Below are 19,704 nucleotides of genomic sequence, written 5' to 3'. Positions count from 1 at the left end.
TGTTTTTTATTTTGGTGGAGAGTAGAGAGAAAGGGTGATGTGGATGCGGGCGGGGTATAAAGTGAAATCGGTTGAATAGGAAGGTTGGCGGAGTATGCGGGTGAGAAGGGGGCAGTTGATGAGGAAGGTTGTCGGAATTAGCGGTTGAGGCGAGGATAGAATTTTGCTTTTTTGGGCAGATGAGATACTGTTTCTTCAGAATTTTTGTGTAATCTAGACATTTCTGCGGAACTAGTGTCTAGAATAGTAGGTTTTCTAGACACTTCTCGGATACTAGTGTCTAGAATCAGTACTATCTGTCAACTTCGTGTCCAATATCCTCCCTCTATCTTCTTTTTCCCACACCAACTTATAACCATCCGCTCCATATTCCCCTATAAAGACAAAAAAATATCGAAGACCAGCAAGTCTTCGATATTTTTTCTATTCATTAAAATGAAATTCGTTATTTTCTTGGTAGAAATTATTACGTTGCTTTGGAACATCTAAACGGCTTTTGCATTCGCCGCACATAAACGTGCGCATCGGATTATTTTTCAGCTGTTTAGCCTCCAAAGTATTTTCGTCAATGAGTACTTCGGTATCACAGATGATACACTGTACTTTTTTCAAATTATACCACCTCAATATAAATCACATGTTTGAATTCATGTGAGTAACCTTCTTCAGGTATGTAAATGAAACTATCAACGCCATTGTCATCGTATAAGCGTTTACCATGATCAGCAAATTTAAAGAATAGATATGGTAATAAGCTGATTGGAATTTCAATAGAATCTTCATCGTTTGATAAACGGATTGCAGTAGCATTATCGCTCGGCTCAGCATTTTTAAAGAAAGGTGTCATGTTGATAACAAATGTATCTTCAATCATGGCGCGTTTCTTATATTTTGTTTCTGAGTTTAACGTTGGCGGGTTAGTTTGACCTTCTAAAATGGCACGATTCCAAGCACGATTGTTTTGGAATTCAATCGGTTTTGTCCCTTCGAAAACACCATTTTCCAAGTCTTCAATTTTGACTTTGCGATCATCAAAAATCCAAGTCGTACTATCTAAAGTGATTGGAAATTTAACGTTACCCTTAATTTGTATCATTATTATGCGCTCCCCTTTATTATATCTGAGTATATAATAACATAGATTGGATAAAGTGAATTGAAATTTACTTGCAATTTAGTATCGAGTAGGCTAAAATTTTTAATATGACAACAAATGATAGGGGGAGTATGTCATGGCTAAAACGAAGAGTATAAATAATGCGGCATATGACCAATTAAATAAAGATGCAGACCGCATCCTACAATTAATTAAAGTACAGATGGATAATCTTACATTGCCGCAATGTCCATTATACGAAGAAGTTTTAGATACACAAATGTTCGGATTGCAAAAGGAAGTAGACTTTGCAGCTAATTTAGGCCTTATTGATATTGAAATGGGCAAAGAAATTATGTTGCGTCTTGAAAAAGAATTGTCTAAACTTCATGAAGCATTCACAAATGTTTAATTTTTAACATATCAGCACCAGATAAGACATTTTCATCGGCTGTTTATCCATCGATTTAAGATTGGATGCAGCCGATTTTTCTTATCAATCTAAATAGGAATTACTTGCATCATTTTGTAAATTTATGGTTCTATAAAGAGAGATTGTAAATTCAACTTTACATTATAGTAAAGTGTATTTATAACGGATTGAGGAGAATGTTTGGAGTACTTTCAAATATTAGAATTGGATGATTAACTAAAATGAATAATTTAAAAGCAATCTTTCGACATGTGGCAAAATACTCGAAATTTATCGATTATCCGCTTGTCATTACTTACATAACGCTTTGTTTAATCGGTTTAATTATGGTTTACAGTGCCAGTATGGTTGCTGCGACAAAAGGTACACTGACCGGCGGCATACCTGTATCAGGCACTTATTTTTACACAAGACAGTTAATGTATGTCATTATGAGCTTTATCATAGTCTTCTTTATGGCATTTTTCATGAACGTTAAATTCTTGCAGCAGAAAAAAGTACAACAAGGTATGATGTTCATTATCTTTATATTGTTATTTGCGACGCTCTTGATAGGGAAAGATATCAACGGGTCTAAAAGTTGGATCAACCTCGGCTTCATGAACCTGCAAGCTTCTGAATTATTAAAAATTGCTATTATTTTATATTTGCCTTATATGATTAATAAGAAGCGGCCTCAAGTATTTACGAATTCTAAGTTGATTAGAGGACCGATTATATTTATTCTCCTTTGTGTAGGATTAGTATTTTTACAAAAAGACGTTGGTCAAACGATGTTGATTTTAATCATCTTCTTTTCAATTTTGTTTTATGCAGGTATTTGGGTAAAACAAGTATTGAAATATGGCATAGGTATTTTTATTTTAGGCATCGTCATATTTGGTGGTGCTGCATTACTAGGCTTACTGCCTCCATACTTAGTAGCGCGTTTCAGTATTGTAACGAATCCTTTTAAATACGAATCTGGAACAGGTTACCACGTCGCGAACTCGCTTATGGCTATTGGTAACGGAGGATTATTCGGTAAAGGATTGGGCAACAGTGTGCTGAAACTAGGTTACTTACCTGAACCGCATACTGACTTTATCTTCGCAGTGATTTGTGAGGAATTAGGATTAGTCGGCGGAATGCTAGTACTAGGGCTATTGTTCTTTATTGTGTATCGTGCATTCCGGTTAGCATCTCAAACGACTTCCTATTTCTATAAGTTAGTTTGTGTCGGTATTGCGAGCTATATTGGAAGTCAAACGTTCGTCAACTTGGGTGGTATTTCAGCACTTATTCCTTTAACAGGTGTGCCATTACCGTTTATCAGTTTCGGGGGCTCTTCCATGATTGCATTAAGTATCGCTTTAGGACTGCTCTTAATTACGGCTAAACAAATTAAGTTGGATAAGAAACGAGCAAAGCAGCAACATGTTGATATACCAAGAAAATATTAAAACGCTTTTGGGGGTTGGGACAAAACATTGTTCCAACCCCTGTTTTTTGTGTCGAATGTAAACCTTTATATAAAATTAATTAACAAAATACAAACATTTTAAAAAGTTACCTCAAAAATGTTAAGGCTTTCAAATTAAGTAAACATGATTAGTGTTGAAGAAACATATAAATAATAATTATTATGGTTGATAAGGTTATGTGATATAATAGGGGTATACTGTTTAATACATCTACTAAAGTAGAATTATTACTATAAATGTAACTTGAACAGGGGGATATTTTAATTGAAAAAGGGATTTCAAAGGGTTTCTTTTTCAGCAGTAAGAGGTTGAAGTTGAACTTGAATGTTCGTGTTTCAAGGATTTTGTGCACATTAAGGGTTTTGAAAATTCTAATAATTCAGATGGGGGTAAGTGTCATTGAAGAAGATTAATAAGTTAATGGTTGCTAACCGTGGTGAAATTGCGATTCGTATTTTCCGTGCGGCAACTGAGTTGAATATTAAAACGGTAGCGATTTATTCGAATGAGGACAAGGGTTCATTACATAGAAACAAGGCGGATGAATCTTATTTGGTCGGTGAAGATTTAGGGCCAGCAGATAGTTATTTGAATATTGAACGTATTATTCAAGTGGCGAAGAATGCTGGTGTGGATGCGATTCATCCTGGTTATGGTTTCTTAAGTGAAAATGAAACGTTTGCACGTCGTTGTGCGGAAGAAGGTATTATCTTTGTCGGACCTGAATTGAAGCATTTGGATATGTTCGGAGACAAGGTCAAGGCGCGTGCAACTGCGATTGAAGCGGGATTACCGGTAATTCCGGGTACAGATGGCCCTATCGAGGATTATCATAAGGCAGCGGACTTTGCGAAAGAGGCGGGTTATCCGTTGATGATTAAAGCCACAAGTGGCGGCGGCGGTAAAGGTATGCGTATTGTGAATAGTGAAGATGAGCTGGAAGAAGCATTTTCTCGTGCGAAATCTGAAGCTGAAAAGTCTTTCGGCAATAGTGAAGTGTATATTGAAAAATATATTAATGAGCCGAAGCATATTGAAGTGCAGATCATGGGTGATTCTGAAGGCCATATTGTCCACTTGTATGAACGTGATTGTTCGGTTCAACGTCGTCATCAAAAGGTAGTCGAAGTGGCACCATCTGTTGGATTGGACGAAGGCTTGCGCGAACGTATCTGCGAAGCGGCTTTACAATTGATGAATAATGTAGGTTATGTGAATGCCGGAACTGTTGAATTCTTGGTTTCTGGCGATGATTTCTATTTCATTGAAGTCAATCCACGTGTCCAAGTTGAACATACGATTACTGAAATGATTACAGGTATTGATATTGTGAAAACGCAAATTCTCGTCGCAGATGGTGAAAGTTTATTTGGCGAAGAAATCGGGATGCCTCGCCAAGAGGATATTCAAACATTGGGCTATGCAATTCAATGTCGTATTACTACAGAAGATCCGGAAAATGATTTCATGCCGGATACTGGTCACATCATTGCTTATCGTTCTAGTGGCGGTTTCGGTGTACGTTTGGATGCCGGAGACGGTTTCCAAGGAGCGGAAATCTCACCTTATTATGATTCGTTATTAGTGAAATTATCGACGTACGCGATGACTTTCAAACAAACGATTGAAAAGATGGATCGTTCATTGCGCGAAATGCGTATTCGTGGCGTGAAAACTAATATTCCATTCTTAATTAATGTGATTCGTAATAAACAATTCCAAGAAGGCGATTATACAACTAAATTTATCGAAGAAACACCTGAATTGTTTAATATTCAAGCGACACAAGACCGTGGAACTAAGACGCTAGAATATATCGGAAATGTTACGATAAACGGCTTCCCGAATGTAGAAAAACGTCCTAAACCGGATTTTGAACGTCCGCATATTAAACAAATTCCGCAAGCTGAAATTAACCAATTACGAGGTACGAAACAATTATTAGATGAACAAGGTCCGAAAGCGGTAGCGGATTGGTTGTTGAAGCAAGATGATGTGTTGATTACAGATACTACTTTCCGTGACGCACACCAATCATTGCTTGCGACGCGTGTGCGTACGAATGATATTCTAGCGATTGCTTCTGAAACGGCTGAAATTCTGCAGGATGCTTTCTCACTTGAAATGTGGGGCGGGGCAACGTTTGATGTTGCTTATAATTTCTTAAAAGAAAACCCTTGGGAAAGATTAGAAAAATTACGTACTGCGATTCCGAATGTATTGTTCCAAATGCTGCTGCGTGCTTCTAATGCAGTAGGTTATAAAAATTATCCGGATAATGTGATTAAGAAATTTGTGAAGGAAAGTGCTGAAGCAGGTATCGATGTCTTCCGTATTTTCGATTCATTGAACTGGTTGGATCAAATGAAAGTTGCGAATGAAGCGGTGCAAGAAGCGGGCAAAATTTCTGAAGGTACAATTTGTTATACAGGTGATATTTTAGATCCGGCACGCTCTAACATCTTTACATTGGAGTACTATGTCAACTTAGCAAAAGAACTGGAAAGAGAAGGTTTCCATATTTTAGCGATTAAAGACATGGCTGGTTTATTGAAACCGAAAGCAGCCTTTGAATTAGTCGGTGAATTGAAAGCGGCGATTAACTTGCCAATCCATTTGCATACGCATGATACAAGCGGTAATGGTATTTTAGTATATAAACAAGCTGCTGATGCAGGTGTAGATGTGATTGACACAGCGGTATCTTCTATGAGCGGATTAACAAGTCAGCCAAGTGCCAACTCTTTATACTATGCATTGAACGGTTTCGGCAGAGATGCGCGTACTAATATTGAAGGCTTAGAACGATTAGGCCAATACTGGGATACTGTCCGTCATTACTACAGCGACTTTGAAAGTGATTTCAAATCACCGAACACAGAAATCTATCAATATGAAATGCCTGGCGGTCAATATTCTAACTTGAACCAACAAGCGAAAAGCTTAGGACTGGGTAATCGTTTCCACGAAGTGAAAGATATGTATCGTCGTGTGAACTTCTTATTTGGTGATATTGTCAAAGTAACACCTTCATCTAAAGTTGTCGGCGACATGGCCTTATATATGGTACAAAATGATTTGAATGAAGAAGATGTCATTAAAGATGGTTACAAACTCGACTTCCCAGAATCAGTTGTTTCTTTCTTTAAAGGCGAAATCGGCCAACCGACAAGCGGCTTCAACAAAGAGTTGCAAAAAGTCGTTCTGAAAGGTCAAGAGCCATTAACTGAACGTCCTGGAGAATATTTACAAGCGATTGATTTCGAAGCCTTACGTGAAGAATTGCAAGCTAAACAAGAAAAACCTGTTACTGACCAAGATTTAATCAGTTATGCAATTTATCCGAAAGTATATGAACAATATATCAATACTAAAGAACAATTCGGTAATATCTCATTATTGGATACGCCAACTTTCTTCTTTGGTATGAATGTTGGAGAAACAGTAGAGGTTGAAATTGATAAAGGTAAAACTTTGATTATTACCTTAGAAGCGATTACTGAGCCGGATGATAAAGGTATCAGAACTATCTTCTTTATTATGAATGGTCAAACGCGTCAAATTAAAATTCAAGATGAAAATGTGAAAACGGATGCGACTGTCAAACCTAAAGCAGACAAATCTAACCCAAATCATATTGGAGCCCAAATGCCTGGTACGGTATCTGAAGTGAAAGTGGCTGTGGGTGATCATGTAGATGCGGGTCAAGCATTATTGATTACTGAAGCAATGAAGATGGAAACAACAGTACAAGCGCCATTTGCTGGAACAGTGAAAAAAGTGACGGTGACAGATGGTGAAGGTATTCAAACTGGAGATTTATTAGTAGAATTGGAAAAAGATGAATAATTATAGCAAACATGATCTGAAACATTATTTTGTCTCAGACCTTGCTCTGGATATTTGAAAATAACTTCATATTAGATTGCGAAACAAAAGGACTAGAAAGATAGCTTGGCTTCTTTCTAGTCCTTTTTGACGTTCAAGATATTTAATAGGGGATAGTAAGCAATCAGACAAAAAACTCTGGGAGCGGGACAGAAATAATTTTTGATTAAAATTATTTCGTCTTCCCGTCCCGGCAAGGCTAGCTAGAATAGAAAAAGCTTGGAACAAGCGCATTTTCTATTCAGATAGCTACTGCCACTTCAAAAAATAGGAAGCGAGACCATATAATGTCCCGCTCCCAGAGTTAATTTTTTTAATAGGCATTATTTTTAGCTTTTTCTACCCGCTTCGTACGCAACATCAGCAAGATGAAGTAGGCGATGAGGCCGAATTCAAACGTAATAATCAAGGCGTGCAATAACGCGATTAAAAGATTAACGTGTGTGAAGATGGATAAGGCACCTGTAATGATTTGCAAGATAATCAATAATAAAGCGGCTGTATATCCATAACGGATAGTACGGTTATTTTGATAATGCTTGATTGCATAATTAAAGGCTAAGAATACACTGATACTTGCAATCAAAGCTAAAGTTCTGTGTGCAAGTTGTACCCAGTCTTGTTCTGTATGCGGAATTAAATCAGCAAATGGTAACGGCCAAGAACCGTATGCCATAGAAGATTTAGTGTGACGTACTAAAGCGCCAGTATAAATTCCGACATAAAGACAAATTGCCATTGTCCATGTATAAATACGTAATTTGCGGTCGATATGAACTTTGTTAGCTTCATATTTTTGGTCAACATCAAAGATAATTAATGTTAAGACAAAGACTGAAGAGAAGCTGATAAGTGAAATACCGAAATGCAAAGCAAGTACATAATCATTTTGCTGCCATAATACTGCAGCTGCACCAACAAGTGCTTGAATCAGCAAGAAACCTACGCTGATAATACTTAATGGTTTAACTTCTTTAATATACCCGATGTTCTTCCATGCTGTAATTACCAACCATAATACAACGATTAAAGACAATGCAGAAGTTGCTCTGTGACTGAGTTCGATTATAGTATCTATAGGCAAGTTCTGCGGTAAAAGTGCACCATGACATAAAGGCCATGAAGACCCGCAACCGTTTGCCGAGCCCGTTTTTGTAACTAACGCGCCCCCTAATTGTACCCATGCCATAATAATCGTTGCTAAAATTGATAACCATTTAAGGTTACGCTTTTTAAACAATTTTAAACACCCCACTGATTATTAACATAATTAAAGGCAGGGCATAGTAAAGATGCCCCAGCCTGTGTTGTCATTCAAATAAATTGTAAAGATTTATAAACATTATATCAATAATTGTCATAGATTTTAATAGCTGACACTTTGAATTTGTGTCACAAAAATGACGATTTGTAATGTCGATAAAGTGTCACAAATTTGTCTCATTTAATCTAGTCAATAGTTACCTTTTGCTTTATCATAGTATTATATGAATATTTTAAGGAGGGGCATTATGGATAAAGGACACACTTTGTCGCAAACTTCTGGGCGCGTTACCTTCAAAGAATTAAAGACGATTATAAAAATGGGACTCGTCCAAGGTAACCTGATTCCTGCATTTGCGGGTTCATGGCTTGCAATTGTATTGGCGAATCATTCCTTCCTATCATCTATACCGCAAATTTTGTTAATGCTGATCGGATCTACACTCATCATGGGGGGCGCATGTGCACTCAATAACTATTATGACCAAGATATTGACCGCATTATGCCTAGTAAACAGGGAAGACCCACAGTTAATGACAGAATTTCAAATAAAAATTTATTGATTTTAAGTTTCGGCATGATGGTTATCGGAGAAATTGCTCTATTTATTCTCAACATACCATCAGGCGTTATCGGTTTAATGGGGATGATCGGTTATGTATCGTTTTACTCAATCTGGTCTAAACGACACACAACTTGGAATACTGTAATTGGAGCGTTTCCTGGAGCAGTACCGCCGTTAATCGGCTGGACAGCAATCGAGGGACAGTTAAGTATGACAGCAATTGCATTATTCTTAGTCATTTTCTGTTGGCAACCGATCCATTTCTATGCATTAGCGATTAAACGCCAAGATGAATATTCAGCTGCGAATATTCCAATGCTGCCATCAGTTAAAGGATTTAATCGTACAAGAATCGGTATGTTTGTATGGTTAGTTTTATTATTGCCATTACCATTCTTATTAAGTGATTTAGGTCCAGTATTTATCGGATTGGCGACATTATTGAACTTAGGTTGGATTTATCTTGGATTTACAAGTTATAAAAAGAAATCTGATCATATGAAATGGGCTACTTTAATGTTTGTTTACTCACTGAATTATTTAGTGTTATTCTTTGCATTAGTTGTAGTAATTTCTTTAATCAATATGATTTAAATAAATTTGAGATAGGATGAGATGAATGAGCCTACCTATATTACCTACTATTAGTACAAGTTGTATTCAAATTTGTGCTGTATTGGTAGCCATTGGCTGGTATTTAATTAGAAAAGGCAATATTGAAGCGCATAAAAAAGTAATGTTAGCCGCTGCATTTTTCGCACTGACTTTCTTCATTATTTATGCAAGCAGAACTTTCTTCATTGGAAATACTGCATTCGGCGGACCTGCCTGGTTGAAAGGACCATATACTTTCTTCTTAGTTTTCCATATTATTTTGTCAACAGTCGGTGGTTTGCTTGGTTTGAACCAAATTATTACAGCATTTAAAGACAAATTTAACATCCATAGAAAAATGGGACCGATTGCTGCAGTTGTATGGTTCTGTACAGCCTTCACTGGTATCATCGTCTACATATTGTTATATGTTATGTATCCAGGTGGAGAAACAACTTCATTATTTAAAGCGACTTTCGGTTTTTAGTAGCTTAGTAATCGACTGATGACTCTGTGTTGTTAGTCGATTTTTATTTATGACTATGATTAAAAGACATTCCTTGCGAGTTGTTAATATAAACATGTACAATAAGAATACTTAACATTGAGGTGGGCGGAGAATGAGGAATTTACTTATTAAAGTTATCGGCGTTTTACTGCTCATAACTTTTCTTATTTATTTATTTTATTCGCCTCGGCTGAAATTTGATGTTTTAGAGAACCCAAATAAGAAAGCGCCGACGAAAACTGAACTAATTAAAAAAAATAATAATCAAACAGAAAATCCTAAACCTAAAACAGGAATAGGGACTTGGATTAATAATGATATTAGTCTGCTGACTAAGAAATTCGGCCAAGCAGATCGTGTTTATGCATATCATGATAATTACAAGAATTATGTCTTTAGAGAAAATAATCAATACTACATCGTAACGACTAAAGAAAATAAAATCAAATCAGTATATGCAACGGGAAGTAAAGCTGAAATATCACCAGTTAAAATTAATCAAAATGCTTCGCACATTTTTGAAAATACAAGCATTAATCCTGAACCACGTATTAAAGCAAACGGTAAGGAATATGATTTAGAACTTTCAGATGAAGACATGAAAACGCAAATGTTGATTAAATATGGTGATGAATATGCCCAAGTGTATATTGACCAACAAAATAATAAAGTAGTCGGAGTGCGTTTCTTAGATCCGGAAGCACTCGTGATGTTCAATCCATATCAAATGACTAAAGCATCTGACGATAAAACTATTGAAAATAATCATAAAGAAGAACCGTACGAGCAAAATGCAAATCAACTGATGACTTTATACGAAGTGACCAATCAAATCAGAAACTTAAAAGGCTTAAAGCCTTTTAAAGTGAATAATGATTTAGGTCACATTGCTTCAGTCAACTTATATGAAAGTACAAATAATAAAAGTGTTGAATTTACTGAAGCGGCTTTAAAACAGCAACTTGATGATAGAGGGGTACATTTTAAATCAGTAGGGCAAAACGTCGGTTATGATTTCAATGATGTTCCCACACTATTGCATAGCTGGTTGAACTCCGATACCCACCGTTCACGAATCTTGAATACCCAATATACAGAAATGGGCGGCGATGTCATGGATGGCTATTACACATTAATATTTATAGAAGATTAAAGATAGAAGGTGACTTGAATGATAAATACTGAGGTTATTGATGTATTAGACCAAGTAGATAAAGTAAGTGATATGATTTTAGATTCAGATATTTATCAGGCATATACGAAAGCCCGTTCAGTCATGAATGATGATCCAGTAGCACATGCGCGCTATCAAGAATTTATGAAAAATAAAGCGAGATATGATGAAGTCATGCGCTTTGGAAAATATCATCCAGATTATCAACAAGTAACAAGAGCGACTAGAAAATGCAAACGTGAATATGAAATGGTGCCATCCGTTATGGCATATAAACAACAAGAAGTTGAATTGCAGAATTTAGTAGATGAAGTGATTACTATTATTGCAACATCGATTTCGGAACATGTGAAAGTCGAAGTCGGAAATCCATTCTTCAGAACAGATATGCATGGCTGCAGCACTGGCGGTACATGCCAATGCAAAGTACATGCTTAATCAATATGACGCGCCCGAGTCAGAAGCGTACAGCTTTTGATTTGGGCGTTTTTTGATTTTGAAGGCTTTGGCTCATTGGGGAAGATGATAATTGTTGCAAACTGTATAGGCGGTCGAGTCGTGCCTTAACACTTTGACCGCAAACTGTATAGGCGGTCGAGTCGTGCCTTAACACTTTGACCCTAAACTGTATAGGCGGTCGAGTCGCGCCTCAACACTTTGACCTTAAACTGTATAGGCGGTCGAGTCGTGCCTCAACACTTTGACCCTAAACTGTATAGGCGGTCGAGTCGCGCCTTAACACTTTGACCTCAAACTGTATAGGCGAACAAACAGCGCCTTAACACTTATTACATCTAACCCGCCAAAAATTTCTTTTATATTCTTAGGCGCACTCATAAAATAAGAGAAGCTAGACATAATAGTGTCTTAGCTCCTCTCTTTAAACGGGCAGTAGCTATCTGAATAGAAAATGCGCTTGTTCCAAATTGGCAGTAGCTATCTGAATAGAAAATACGCTTGTTCCAAGCTTTTTTCTATTCTAGTTAGCTTTGCCGGGGCAGAACGACGAAATAATTTTAGCCCATGTTATTTCTGTTCTGTTCCCTATTCTAGTTAGCCTTGCTGGGGCAGAACGACGAAATAATTTGAACCAATATTATTTCTGTTGCGTTCCCCCCATACAATTTCTTATTTTTTAACTTGATTTTGGCGATATTGGAATGCAAGATCAGGACGATCTGTCACTACAGTATGCGCACCTTTATTGAAGAGGTCGCCCATCAAGTCGATACTATTTACGCCGTAGTAACCCGGTACAATATTACGTTCATTCAACCAGTTGATTAAACGCACAGAAGTTAACGGGATATTGTGGTAAGTTGTAGGCATTTGGAAAGTGTTGGCCTGCACTTCGAACATATTGCCGAGTCCAGCGAAGAATTTCATTAAGCCGACTGTTACTTCTTCTTCGCTCGCGCCAATCGCGACTGTACCTAAACTGATTTCGTTGAAGCGGCGAATTTGTTCTTGATAAAAGCTTGTGACCAAGACGCGATTTTGAGCGTTATGGCGGACAATAGATTCATAAATGAGTTCAGGTGCAATTTGGCCTTCCATTGAATCAGGATGATCTTTAAGATCTACATTAATCAACATTTCTGGGTAAGCTTCCAACAATTCGTCGAATGTCATAATTTTAGCATCCGGATGATTGCGGTAAGGAGTTTCGTTGTTGATGTCTTTGAAGTGGTAACCCGCATCTAGACGTTGGATTTCATCTAAACGGTGTTCGCTCACTTTACCTGAACCATTTGTAGTACGGTCAACTTCCGCATCATGAAAAACAATTAACTGTTCATCACGAGTGACACGTACGTCTGTTTCAAAGCCATCGACTTCATAATCTTGAGCTGTATCAAATGCAAGTTGAGTTAATTCAGGACGTAATGCCATTCCGCCACGATGTGCAAAAATGTATTGATTTTTGCGTGTAAAGAAAGGTGGAATAGGGTGAGATTCTGGCTGACCTTTGAATTTTGAATATAAGATAAGTCCGCTGACAATACCGGCAGCTCCTGCTACACTGTTTCTGAGTAATCTACTTATTTTTACCATATTAAAAAGCCTCCTAATTGAGTTTAAACTTAATTTCATAAGTGTAACCATTTAAACACGTTTGCGGCTGTTCGTTGGTTATTTCCAATTCAGTCAACTCGTGATACTATAGATTAAAGTAATGGAGTGATGATAATGACAGAAATCATACCAAGAACAAGTTTGATTATCTATCTTAAACATATGAAGCATGAGCGTCATATCCGTAAATATGGTCACATTATTCATAGTAACCGCCAACAAAAATACGTCATCATGTATATTAACGAAAATGATGCGGACCGTATTGTAAATCGACTCATGAAATTAAAGTACGTGCGCCAAATTGATGGTTCACCTTATAAATATTTAAAGAAAACGTATGAAAAAGAAAAATACGAAATCAATTAATTGCAGTTTAATCGTATCCTGAATTATAGCCTTTCTTGCATGAGATTAAACCTTATTGCAAAGGCGGAATCCAATGATAAAGGCGCAAGACACCGACCAAATAATTGAAATACAATTCTAAATCAGGGAAATCATCTGTAGATTTAACATCCAATTCATTGAGCGTTAAATCATATTGTTCCGCCCAATTCCGAATCATTTCAGATTTTTTATTATCTTCTGGATGAGGGTATGGAAAAGCATTGACCATGATGTACATAGCTTGAAAATAATTACCTTCTGTCGGATTCATAATAATGGCCGCAGAACTGAGCCCTTTGTGAGAATCAGGACTATTAAAGAACACAATACGATTAATTCTGCTGTGGTCATATTCGATTAAAGTTTTAAATTCGAATAAATCGGTGAGTCCTTCACCTAAAACGATAAATGATTGTTTCAATTGAGAAACCTCCTTGTTACCCAAATTATATTACAGATTTAGAGAGGAAGTGAAGTGTAAGATGAGAGTCATTGCTGGTAAGCATAAAAGTAAAGCTTTGGAGAGTTTGGAAGGCCGAAACACACGTCCTACCATGGATAAAGTCAAAGAAGGTATTTTCAATAGTCTGCACGAAGTATCCGGCATCGGGTTAGATTTGTTTGCAGGAAGCGGCGGCCTAGGTATTGAAGCGCTTTCTCGCGGAATGGATGAAATGATTTTTGTAGATCAGAATTTCAAAGCAGTTAAAATCATTAAAAACAACTTGAAAAACTTAGATTTAACGAAGCAATCTGAGGTTTATAAAAATAACGCTGATCGTGCTCTGAAAGCACTTGCAAAGCGTGAAATCCAATTTGACATTATATTTCTAGATCCCCCTTATCAAAAGGGATTGATAGATGATGCGCTAGCTAAAATTGAGGAGTTTAACTTATTGAAGAAAAGTGGTATCATCGTTTGTGAGTTTAACCATAAAGAAAATATTGATATACAATCATTTGAGGTTATTAAGCGTTATCATTATGGGTTAACTGATACTATGCTATTAGAAAAAGGAGAACGTGATGACTGAATCTAAAGCAGTAATACCAGGGAGTTTTGATCCGATTACATACGGACATGTGGATATTATCGAAAGAGTGGCACAACGTTTTGATGAAATTCATATTTGCGTTTTGAAAAATAGTAACAAGGAAGGGACGTTTACTGTTGAAGAACGCATGGCTTTAATTGAAGCTTCTGTTGCAGACATTCCAAATGTTGAAGTCCATCAATTTAATGGACTACTAGTCGATTTCTGTGACGAGGTCGGCGCTAAAACTATCATTAGAGGTTTGCGTGCAGTGAGCGACTTTGAATATGAATTACGTTTAACTTCTATGAATAAGAAGTTGAATAGCGACGTTGAGACACTTTATATGATGACAAGCACGAATTATTCATTTATCAGTTCAAGTGTAGTGAAAGAAGTTGCACAATATAAAGCAGATATCTCAGAGTTTGTTCCAGAACCTGTGGAAAAGGCTTTAAAAGAAAAGTTTGGAAAATAAGAGAAATCTCGTTTCAAAGCGATTTATTTTGAATTGCTTCGAAACGAGGTTTTTTATTTATTCTTGATTTAGTTTTTGATAAGCTCCAACGGCTACTGCTAAGTCAAAATAAGCAGCGCCGACACATTTAAATACCGTAATCGCCTCATCATTCTTGCGCGTTTGCTTATTAAGAGAAAGTGTTTTTAATTCGTCATCAATCTCTTCAAAGGTAAAGACACCCTCATCGTTTGCTTCAATAAGTTCACCAGATTCGTCTTTTACACCCTCTAAATCATCGACGACTACCCAATCTGCTTTAGGGAAAATGTTGTAATCTATTTCTTTCATAGAAGGTTGGTAAGAACCGATACCATTGATATGTGTGCCAGGTTGCACATCTCCCGCTTTAAAAACAGGCTCGGTAGAAGGTGTTTGACAGTTGATAATATCTGATTGTTTAACCAGTTCACTGACATCCTCAGTTACTTTGACTTCCAAATTCGGGTAATCTTTTAAAATGCGTTGTTTGAAGGTTTTTGCTTTTTCAGTAGTACGGTTATACAGAATAACAGTATCGATAGGGCGAACTTCCATATTACCTAGAAACTGTTCATAAGCCATGCCACCTGTACCGATCATCCCTAATATATGTGCCTCTGCTTTACTCATATATTGAGTGGCAATACCGCTTAAAGCCCCAGTACGCAATCTTGTCAGATAGCTGCCGTCTATAATTGCTTTATGTTCACCATTATCGAGCGAAGTAATCACAATTTGTGCTTGAGTTGTCGGTTTACCGGATTTCGGATTATCCGGTGTAATGGATGTGATTTTAATCGTACCGAGTTGCTGCTTCAAATCCACACAAGGCATATACAGCATAGCTTTTGCGCCTTCGCCAGTAGGTATCACTGTACGTTGCGCTTGCTGAATGTCTTCTAAATGTCCGAATGCCTGTTCAATATCTCGAATGGCATCTGACATTTTATAATGCTCTTCTACTTGTGTTTCTGAAAATACTTGCATCATGAGTTGTGCCTCCTTATAACTATTCGCTACTCATTCTTTACCCTAATTACGGGTGTATTGAAATCTGTTTGAGTTTGACCTGAGATTAAATTATATATTTCAGTTGCTTTAATTTCAGGTTGAAAATAAAGTGCATTTGTTTTATTTACATTTGTAATATAACGACGTTCTGGAAATTGTTGTTTCAATTGTTTTAAATAACGCTGGCCTGTTTCGTTCATTCCTAAAATACGGACCGCTTCAAGCGTTCTCGGCTTATTTTGTTGCTTGAAATTTAATAAGATATTCATTAGCATGCGTTGGATTCGGGTATAAGTATAACGCTTAGTCTTAAGTTGTGACATCAGCTGTTCAAAGGTGTCGGTGTTGATAATATGAGCTTTTATCCGGTGTTCGAATCCTTCGCTGATTGTATGAATTTCGTGCAATTCTGCAGGGTCAGTGCTGATTATCTTATATTTTAAAAAAGGAAAAAGTTGGTTCATGCTCAAGTGTGGCTCTACATAGAGAGAACGGATATTTTCTGGTACCACTTTTTCCCACATCTTATCATTAGTATTAAGTGCATGTCTGATAGCTGTTCCGCTCGCGAAATGCTGATCGTTAATGACTTGGTTATGATGTTCGGTTTTATGTCTTGGTATGGAAAAAGGCTGAATAGTCGGCGCCGATTTTAAGATGGCTTGTACATAAGAAAGCCCTAAGATATTGTTGGGAGTCTGCAATAGCGCAGGTTCTTCTAATAATTCGTTAATTATTCTGGGATAGCTTTTACCTTCTCGCAACTTTAGTTGAAATTCCGGATGTTCTTCGATATGGTTGATTTGCAAGGCGAGTTCTTCGAATGCTTGTATACTGCCTGATTCACTTCCGAATACAAGCGCATCAGCATTCATATAATCAGCAACTTCGACGCCCGTTTGTGCAAAGTATTCTCCAGCTGATAACGCTGCATAAGCCGGCAACTCTACGACTAAGTCACAGGTAGAAAGCGCCATTTGTGTGCGGAGAAATTTATTGTAAATTGCAGGTTCGCCGCGCATGACGAATTGGCCGCTCATAATTGCAATTGTTACATCAGCATCAGCGATTTGGCGGGCTTGTTCTGCATGATAAACGTGCCCGTTATGGAAGGGATTGTATTCAGTAATTAATGCAGCGCATTTCATTTGCAATCTGTCCTTTCAGAATTCATTATAATTATTGTATCAAAAAGTCAAGATGTTAAGAAAAAATCTTGACAACTTTACGCTAGAAAGTTAAAATAAATTTTGTGCTTGTTAGAGGTGAAGCCATATGAAATGGTCAATAACGCAATTAAGAAAATATCAAGGTAAGCCTTTTGAATTTGATCAAACAGTAAATTTTAATCATTTAATTGATAAATTAGGACTCATTGATTTGTCCGAAATACGAGTTAAGGGTCAGCTTGATGTCAAATCAAATGAAGTTGTTGCAGACATGCATATCACTGGTGAATATACGATGGAAGATGCGCGTACACTAGAACCGGTCAAAGTACCGATTGACGTTGAAACAACTGAAATTTTTGATTTAGAAGGTCATGAATACAGTGACGATGAAGATGATGAAAATGAACATTATCATCTCGCGTTAAGCGGAATGATTGATTTACGTGATATTGCAGAAGAGCTTGTCATCATAGAAAAGCCTATCCGAGCAGTGGCTGATGACAGCAGTATAGACGATATGCTGCAAGGTGGCCAAGGTTGGGATGTTATTGACGAAGACGAATTAGAACAAAATGAACAAGCAGAGGAAGAAAGTTCTAAGAAAGTCGATCCAAGGCTTCAAAAATTACAACAATTTTATGATGAAAAGCAATAGAAATTGATGTACAATAGAGAGTATTGTAATCATCATTTCCAAAGTAACAAAGATTTTGTGTTTGAATTTTAAGGAGGATTAAATCATGGCAGTACCAAAAAGAAGAACATCTAAAACTAGAAAAAATAAACGTCGTACGCACTTCAAATTATCAGTGCCAGGTATGACTGAATGCCCTAACTGCGGTGAATACAAATTATCTCACCGTGTATGTAAAAACTGTGGTTCTTACAATGGCGAAGAAGTCGTTTCAAAATAATGCATGTATAAAATCAGCTGCTTAAATGTGCAGCTGATTTTTTTATGTTTTTTTAGAAATGTATGTTTAGGGCGCTGAGGGTTGGACGTGGTTTAGGATAGGGAGCGGCGAGGATAAGTCCGGTTTGTTGTGTTTTCTAGACAGTTCTCGAAAAGTAGTGTCTAGATTCCGGTGTTTTTTAGACACTTCTCGAAAAGTAGTGTCTAGATTCATGTGTTTTCTGGACACTTCTCGAAAAGTAGTGTCTAGATTCCATGCTTTTTTAGACAGTTCTCAAAAAGTAGTGTCTAGATTCCGGTGTTTTCTGGACACTTCTCGAAAAGTAGTGTCTAGATTCCATGCTTTTTTAGACAGTTCTCAAAAAGTAGTGTCTAAATCCATGCGTTATCTTTACATTTCATATTCAATAAACAGATATATTGGCCAAGATTAGAAGCAACATGTCCAATATAACGAGTGCCGCCCGCCACTTGCACCGCACCCGCCCACGAGTCAAGTCAACTCTCCTCAATTCTCTAGCTTTCCAAGTTTTTCTTCCCCCGAATTAGCCGTTTCTTGCCAAAATCCAGCTTTCCAAGTCTTTCTTTTCCCAAGTTCGTGAAGCATGATAAAATAAGGTAAAAGTGATGAATGAGGAGATTGGTGCTATGGAGCAGATTACGTCGGCGCAAAATGCGAAGATTAAGCAAGCGAATAAATTGAAGAAGAAGAAGGAACGCGATAAAACGGGTTTGATTCTAGTGGAAGGGACACATTTGATTGATGAAGCGATCAAGAGTGGTTTAACGATTCAACAGTTGTTTGTGGTAGAACCAGAACGGTTTGCGCCTGAGTTGGTGGAAGCGGCTGAGGAACAGTATCAAATTAATTTCAAAGTTGCGGAAGTGTTGTCTGGAACGGTGACACCTCAAGGTATCTTTGCGGTAATTGAAAAGCCGGATGTTTCGAAGCAAGCGGAGGCTTCACAGCAAGTGCTGTTACTGGATCGCATTCAAGATCCTGGAAATTTAGGTACATTGATCAGAACGGCTGATGCTGCAGCGTTGGATTTAATCGTGATGTCACCTGGTTCAGCGGATCCTTTCCAAGATAAAGTGTTACGCGCAAGCCAAGGTAGTGTGTTCCATTTACCTATCATTTCCAATGATATTAAAGAATTTGTAGAACATTTCGACGGTCCGGTTTACGGAACTGCATTAGAAGATGCTATCAACTTTAATGACACTGCTGCACAAGAAAAGTTTGCTTTGTTGCTAGGCAATGAAGGGCAAGGTGTCGATCCGGAGTTGTTGGAATATACGACCGAGCGCTTAACGATTCCGATGTACGGCAAAGCTGAAAGTTTGAATGTCGCGATAGCTGGCAGTATTTTAATTTATAAATTAAAAGGTTGACCGGTAATTTTGGATTACTTATAATAAGATATGATTACAAACGCATATGTGCCGATAAAAAGACGTAAACTATAAAAATTTAGTTGAACAGGGAGAATAATCGAGACTGCAAATTATTCCAACTGAATATAGTTTTTTTCACCTTTTTGGCAACTTAAAGAGATTTAAGTCGGTTAAATACCGTTATAAATTATATAAACAAGTGTATGCGTATGCATAAATTTGGGTG

Annotated in this window: 20 protein-coding genes; 13 read left to right on the top strand and 7 right to left on the bottom strand. The window is 37.2% G+C overall.

Annotation, left to right across the window (positions count from 1 at the left end; translation table 11 throughout):
* Positions 1-423 precede the first annotated feature (423 nt).
* Positions 424-612 carry a DUF2197 domain-containing protein gene (locus tag CKV71_RS08900; RefSeq protein ID WP_095105945.1) on the bottom strand — a complete coding sequence of 63 codons (189 nt, stop codon included), beginning with the start codon at positions 610-612 and terminating at the stop codon, positions 424-426.
* A 1-nt stretch (position 613) separates the two neighbouring features.
* On the bottom strand, positions 614-1,096 hold the full coding sequence (locus tag CKV71_RS08895) for a hypothetical protein (protein ID WP_095105939.1): 483 nt from the start codon (positions 1,094-1,096) through the stop codon (positions 614-616).
* Positions 1,097-1,232: 136 nt separating this feature from the next.
* Here CKV71_RS08895 and CKV71_RS08890 point away from each other — a divergent pair, with 136 nt between their 5' ends.
* From CKV71_RS08890 to CKV71_RS08880, 3 genes are all read left to right on the top strand, one after another.
* Positions 1,233-1,508: an Fpa/YlaN family protein gene (locus tag CKV71_RS08890; protein WP_095105937.1), complete on the top strand. Its 276-nt coding sequence runs from the start codon at positions 1,233-1,235 to the stop codon at positions 1,506-1,508.
* Between the two features lie 242 nt (positions 1,509-1,750).
* A complete protein-coding gene (gene ftsW / locus CKV71_RS08885) occupies positions 1,751-2,971 on the top strand; it encodes a cell division peptidoglycan polymerase FtsW (RefSeq protein WP_095105936.1) in 1,221 nt (406 codons plus the stop codon).
* Between the two features lie 420 nt (positions 2,972-3,391).
* Positions 3,392-6,841, top strand: a complete 3,450-nt coding sequence (locus CKV71_RS08880; RefSeq protein ID WP_095105935.1) for a pyruvate carboxylase — start codon at positions 3,392-3,394, stop codon at positions 6,839-6,841.
* A 352-nt stretch (positions 6,842-7,193) separates the two neighbouring features.
* Here the strand turns inward: CKV71_RS08880 and CKV71_RS08875 are convergent, their stop codons facing one another.
* Positions 7,194-8,120 (bottom strand): COX15/CtaA family protein, encoded by a 927-nt coding sequence (locus CKV71_RS08875; protein WP_095105934.1) that lies wholly within the window; start codon positions 8,118-8,120, stop codon positions 7,194-7,196.
* Positions 8,121-8,391: 271 nt separating this feature from the next.
* On the opposite strand from CKV71_RS08875, the gene cyoE reads away from it, so the two are divergent.
* The 4 genes from cyoE to CKV71_RS08855 all read left to right on the top strand — a co-directional run bounded on the left by cyoE (position 8,392) and on the right by CKV71_RS08855 (position 11,423).
* Positions 8,392-9,303, top strand: coding sequence for a heme o synthase (gene cyoE / locus CKV71_RS08870; RefSeq protein ID WP_095105933.1), 912 nt, complete (start codon positions 8,392-8,394; stop codon positions 9,301-9,303).
* Positions 9,304-9,328: 25 nt separating this feature from the next.
* Positions 9,329-9,790: a DUF420 domain-containing protein gene (locus CKV71_RS08865; RefSeq protein ID WP_095105932.1), complete on the top strand. Its 462-nt coding sequence runs from the start codon at positions 9,329-9,331 to the stop codon at positions 9,788-9,790.
* Between the two features lie 133 nt (positions 9,791-9,923).
* A complete protein-coding gene (locus CKV71_RS08860) occupies positions 9,924-10,964 on the top strand; it encodes a CAP domain-containing protein (RefSeq protein WP_095105931.1) in 1,041 nt (346 codons plus the stop codon).
* 18 nt (positions 10,965-10,982) lie between these two features.
* A complete protein-coding gene (locus CKV71_RS08855; protein WP_095105929.1) occupies positions 10,983-11,423 on the top strand; it encodes a YlbF/YmcA family competence regulator in 441 nt (146 codons plus the stop codon).
* Between the two features lie 690 nt (positions 11,424-12,113).
* Here CKV71_RS08855 and CKV71_RS08850 read toward each other — a convergent pair.
* A complete protein-coding gene (locus CKV71_RS08850) occupies positions 12,114-13,040 on the bottom strand; it encodes a lysophosphatidylglycerol phospholipase D (protein WP_095105928.1) in 927 nt (308 codons plus the stop codon).
* A gap of 135 nt (positions 13,041-13,175) precedes the next feature.
* Between CKV71_RS08850 and CKV71_RS08845 the strand changes: the two genes are divergently transcribed.
* On the top strand, positions 13,176-13,430 hold the full coding sequence (locus tag CKV71_RS08845) for a DUF2129 domain-containing protein (protein ID WP_095105927.1): 255 nt from the start codon (positions 13,176-13,178) through the stop codon (positions 13,428-13,430).
* A gap of 52 nt (positions 13,431-13,482) precedes the next feature.
* Here the strand turns inward: CKV71_RS08845 and CKV71_RS08840 are convergent, their stop codons facing one another.
* Positions 13,483-13,872 carry a DUF7147 family protein gene (locus tag CKV71_RS08840; protein ID WP_095105926.1) on the bottom strand — a complete coding sequence of 130 codons (390 nt, stop codon included), beginning with the start codon at positions 13,870-13,872 and terminating at the stop codon, positions 13,483-13,485.
* Positions 13,873-13,933: 61 nt separating this feature from the next.
* Here CKV71_RS08840 and rsmD point away from each other — a divergent pair, with 61 nt between their 5' ends.
* Both rsmD and coaD read left to right on the top strand, forming a co-directional pair.
* A complete protein-coding gene (gene rsmD / locus CKV71_RS08835; protein ID WP_095105924.1) occupies positions 13,934-14,485 on the top strand; it encodes a 16S rRNA (guanine(966)-N(2))-methyltransferase RsmD in 552 nt (183 codons plus the stop codon).
* Positions 14,478-14,963: a pantetheine-phosphate adenylyltransferase gene (coaD, locus tag CKV71_RS08830; RefSeq protein ID WP_046100552.1), complete on the top strand. Its 486-nt coding sequence runs from the start codon at positions 14,478-14,480 to the stop codon at positions 14,961-14,963. The genes rsmD and coaD overlap by 8 nt, the downstream gene beginning before the upstream one ends.
* 57 nt (positions 14,964-15,020) lie before the next feature.
* On the opposite strand, the gene CKV71_RS08825 is transcribed toward coaD, so the two are convergent.
* Both CKV71_RS08825 and CKV71_RS08820 read right to left on the bottom strand, forming a co-directional pair.
* Entirely contained in the window at positions 15,021-15,971 is a 951-nt protein-coding gene (locus tag CKV71_RS08825; protein ID WP_095107295.1) for an ornithine cyclodeaminase family protein, read from the bottom strand.
* 29 nt (positions 15,972-16,000) lie between these two features.
* The gene (locus CKV71_RS08820; RefSeq protein WP_095105922.1) at positions 16,001-17,143 is read right to left on the bottom strand and encodes a nucleotidyltransferase; all 1,143 of its coding nucleotides are present in this window, start codon (positions 17,141-17,143) and stop codon (positions 16,001-16,003) included.
* A gap of 127 nt (positions 17,144-17,270) precedes the next feature.
* Between CKV71_RS08820 and CKV71_RS08815 the strand changes: the two genes are divergently transcribed.
* From CKV71_RS08815 to CKV71_RS08800, 3 genes are all read left to right on the top strand, one after another.
* Positions 17,271-17,822: a YceD family protein gene (locus tag CKV71_RS08815; RefSeq protein ID WP_095105921.1), complete on the top strand. Its 552-nt coding sequence runs from the start codon at positions 17,271-17,273 to the stop codon at positions 17,820-17,822.
* 85 nt (positions 17,823-17,907) lie between these two features.
* Positions 17,908-18,081 (top strand): 50S ribosomal protein L32, encoded by a 174-nt coding sequence (gene rpmF / locus CKV71_RS08805; protein WP_002480558.1) that lies wholly within the window; start codon positions 17,908-17,910, stop codon positions 18,079-18,081.
* Between the two features lie 647 nt (positions 18,082-18,728).
* A complete protein-coding gene (locus tag CKV71_RS08800) occupies positions 18,729-19,475 on the top strand; it encodes a TrmH family RNA methyltransferase (RefSeq protein ID WP_095105919.1) in 747 nt (248 codons plus the stop codon).
* The last annotated feature ends 229 nt before the right edge of the window (positions 19,476-19,704 follow it).

The organism is Staphylococcus piscifermentans (genome assembly GCF_900186985.1).
GTDB classification, from domain to species: domain Bacteria; phylum Bacillota; class Bacilli; order Staphylococcales; family Staphylococcaceae; genus Staphylococcus; species Staphylococcus piscifermentans.
This window is presented reverse-complemented; position numbering and strand designations above follow the sequence as displayed.

Coding starts and splice junctions, on each gene's coding strand:
- CKV71_RS08895 (WP_095105939.1), bottom strand. CDS start 1,096: ATGATACAAATTAAGGGTAACGTTAAATTTCCAATCACTTTAGATAGT.
- CKV71_RS08890 (WP_095105937.1), top strand. CDS start 1,233: ATGGCTAAAACGAAGAGTATAAATAATGCGGCATATGACCAATTAAAT.
- ftsW (WP_095105936.1), top strand. CDS start 1,751: ATGAATAATTTAAAAGCAATCTTTCGACATGTGGCAAAATACTCGAAA.
- cyoE (WP_095105933.1), top strand. CDS start 8,392: ATGGATAAAGGACACACTTTGTCGCAAACTTCTGGGCGCGTTACCTTC.
- CKV71_RS08865 (WP_095105932.1), top strand. CDS start 9,329: ATGAGCCTACCTATATTACCTACTATTAGTACAAGTTGTATTCAAATT.
- CKV71_RS08860 (WP_095105931.1), top strand. CDS start 9,924: ATGAGGAATTTACTTATTAAAGTTATCGGCGTTTTACTGCTCATAACT.
- CKV71_RS08855 (WP_095105929.1), top strand. CDS start 10,983: ATGATAAATACTGAGGTTATTGATGTATTAGACCAAGTAGATAAAGTA.
- CKV71_RS08850 (WP_095105928.1), bottom strand. CDS start 13,040: ATGGTAAAAATAAGTAGATTACTCAGAAACAGTGTAGCAGGAGCTGCC.
- CKV71_RS08845 (WP_095105927.1), top strand. CDS start 13,176: ATGACAGAAATCATACCAAGAACAAGTTTGATTATCTATCTTAAACAT.
- rsmD (WP_095105924.1), top strand. CDS start 13,934: ATGAGAGTCATTGCTGGTAAGCATAAAAGTAAAGCTTTGGAGAGTTTG.
- coaD (WP_046100552.1), top strand. CDS start 14,478: ATGACTGAATCTAAAGCAGTAATACCAGGGAGTTTTGATCCGATTACA.
- CKV71_RS08825 (WP_095107295.1), bottom strand. CDS start 15,971: ATGCAAGTATTTTCAGAAACACAAGTAGAAGAGCATTATAAAATGTCA.
- CKV71_RS08820 (WP_095105922.1), bottom strand. CDS start 17,143: ATGAAATGCGCTGCATTAATTACTGAATACAATCCCTTCCATAACGGG.
- CKV71_RS08815 (WP_095105921.1), top strand. CDS start 17,271: ATGAAATGGTCAATAACGCAATTAAGAAAATATCAAGGTAAGCCTTTT.
- rpmF (WP_002480558.1), top strand. CDS start 17,908: ATGGCAGTACCAAAAAGAAGAACATCTAAAACTAGAAAAAATAAACGT.
- CKV71_RS08800 (WP_095105919.1), top strand. CDS start 18,729: ATGGAGCAGATTACGTCGGCGCAAAATGCGAAGATTAAGCAAGCGAAT.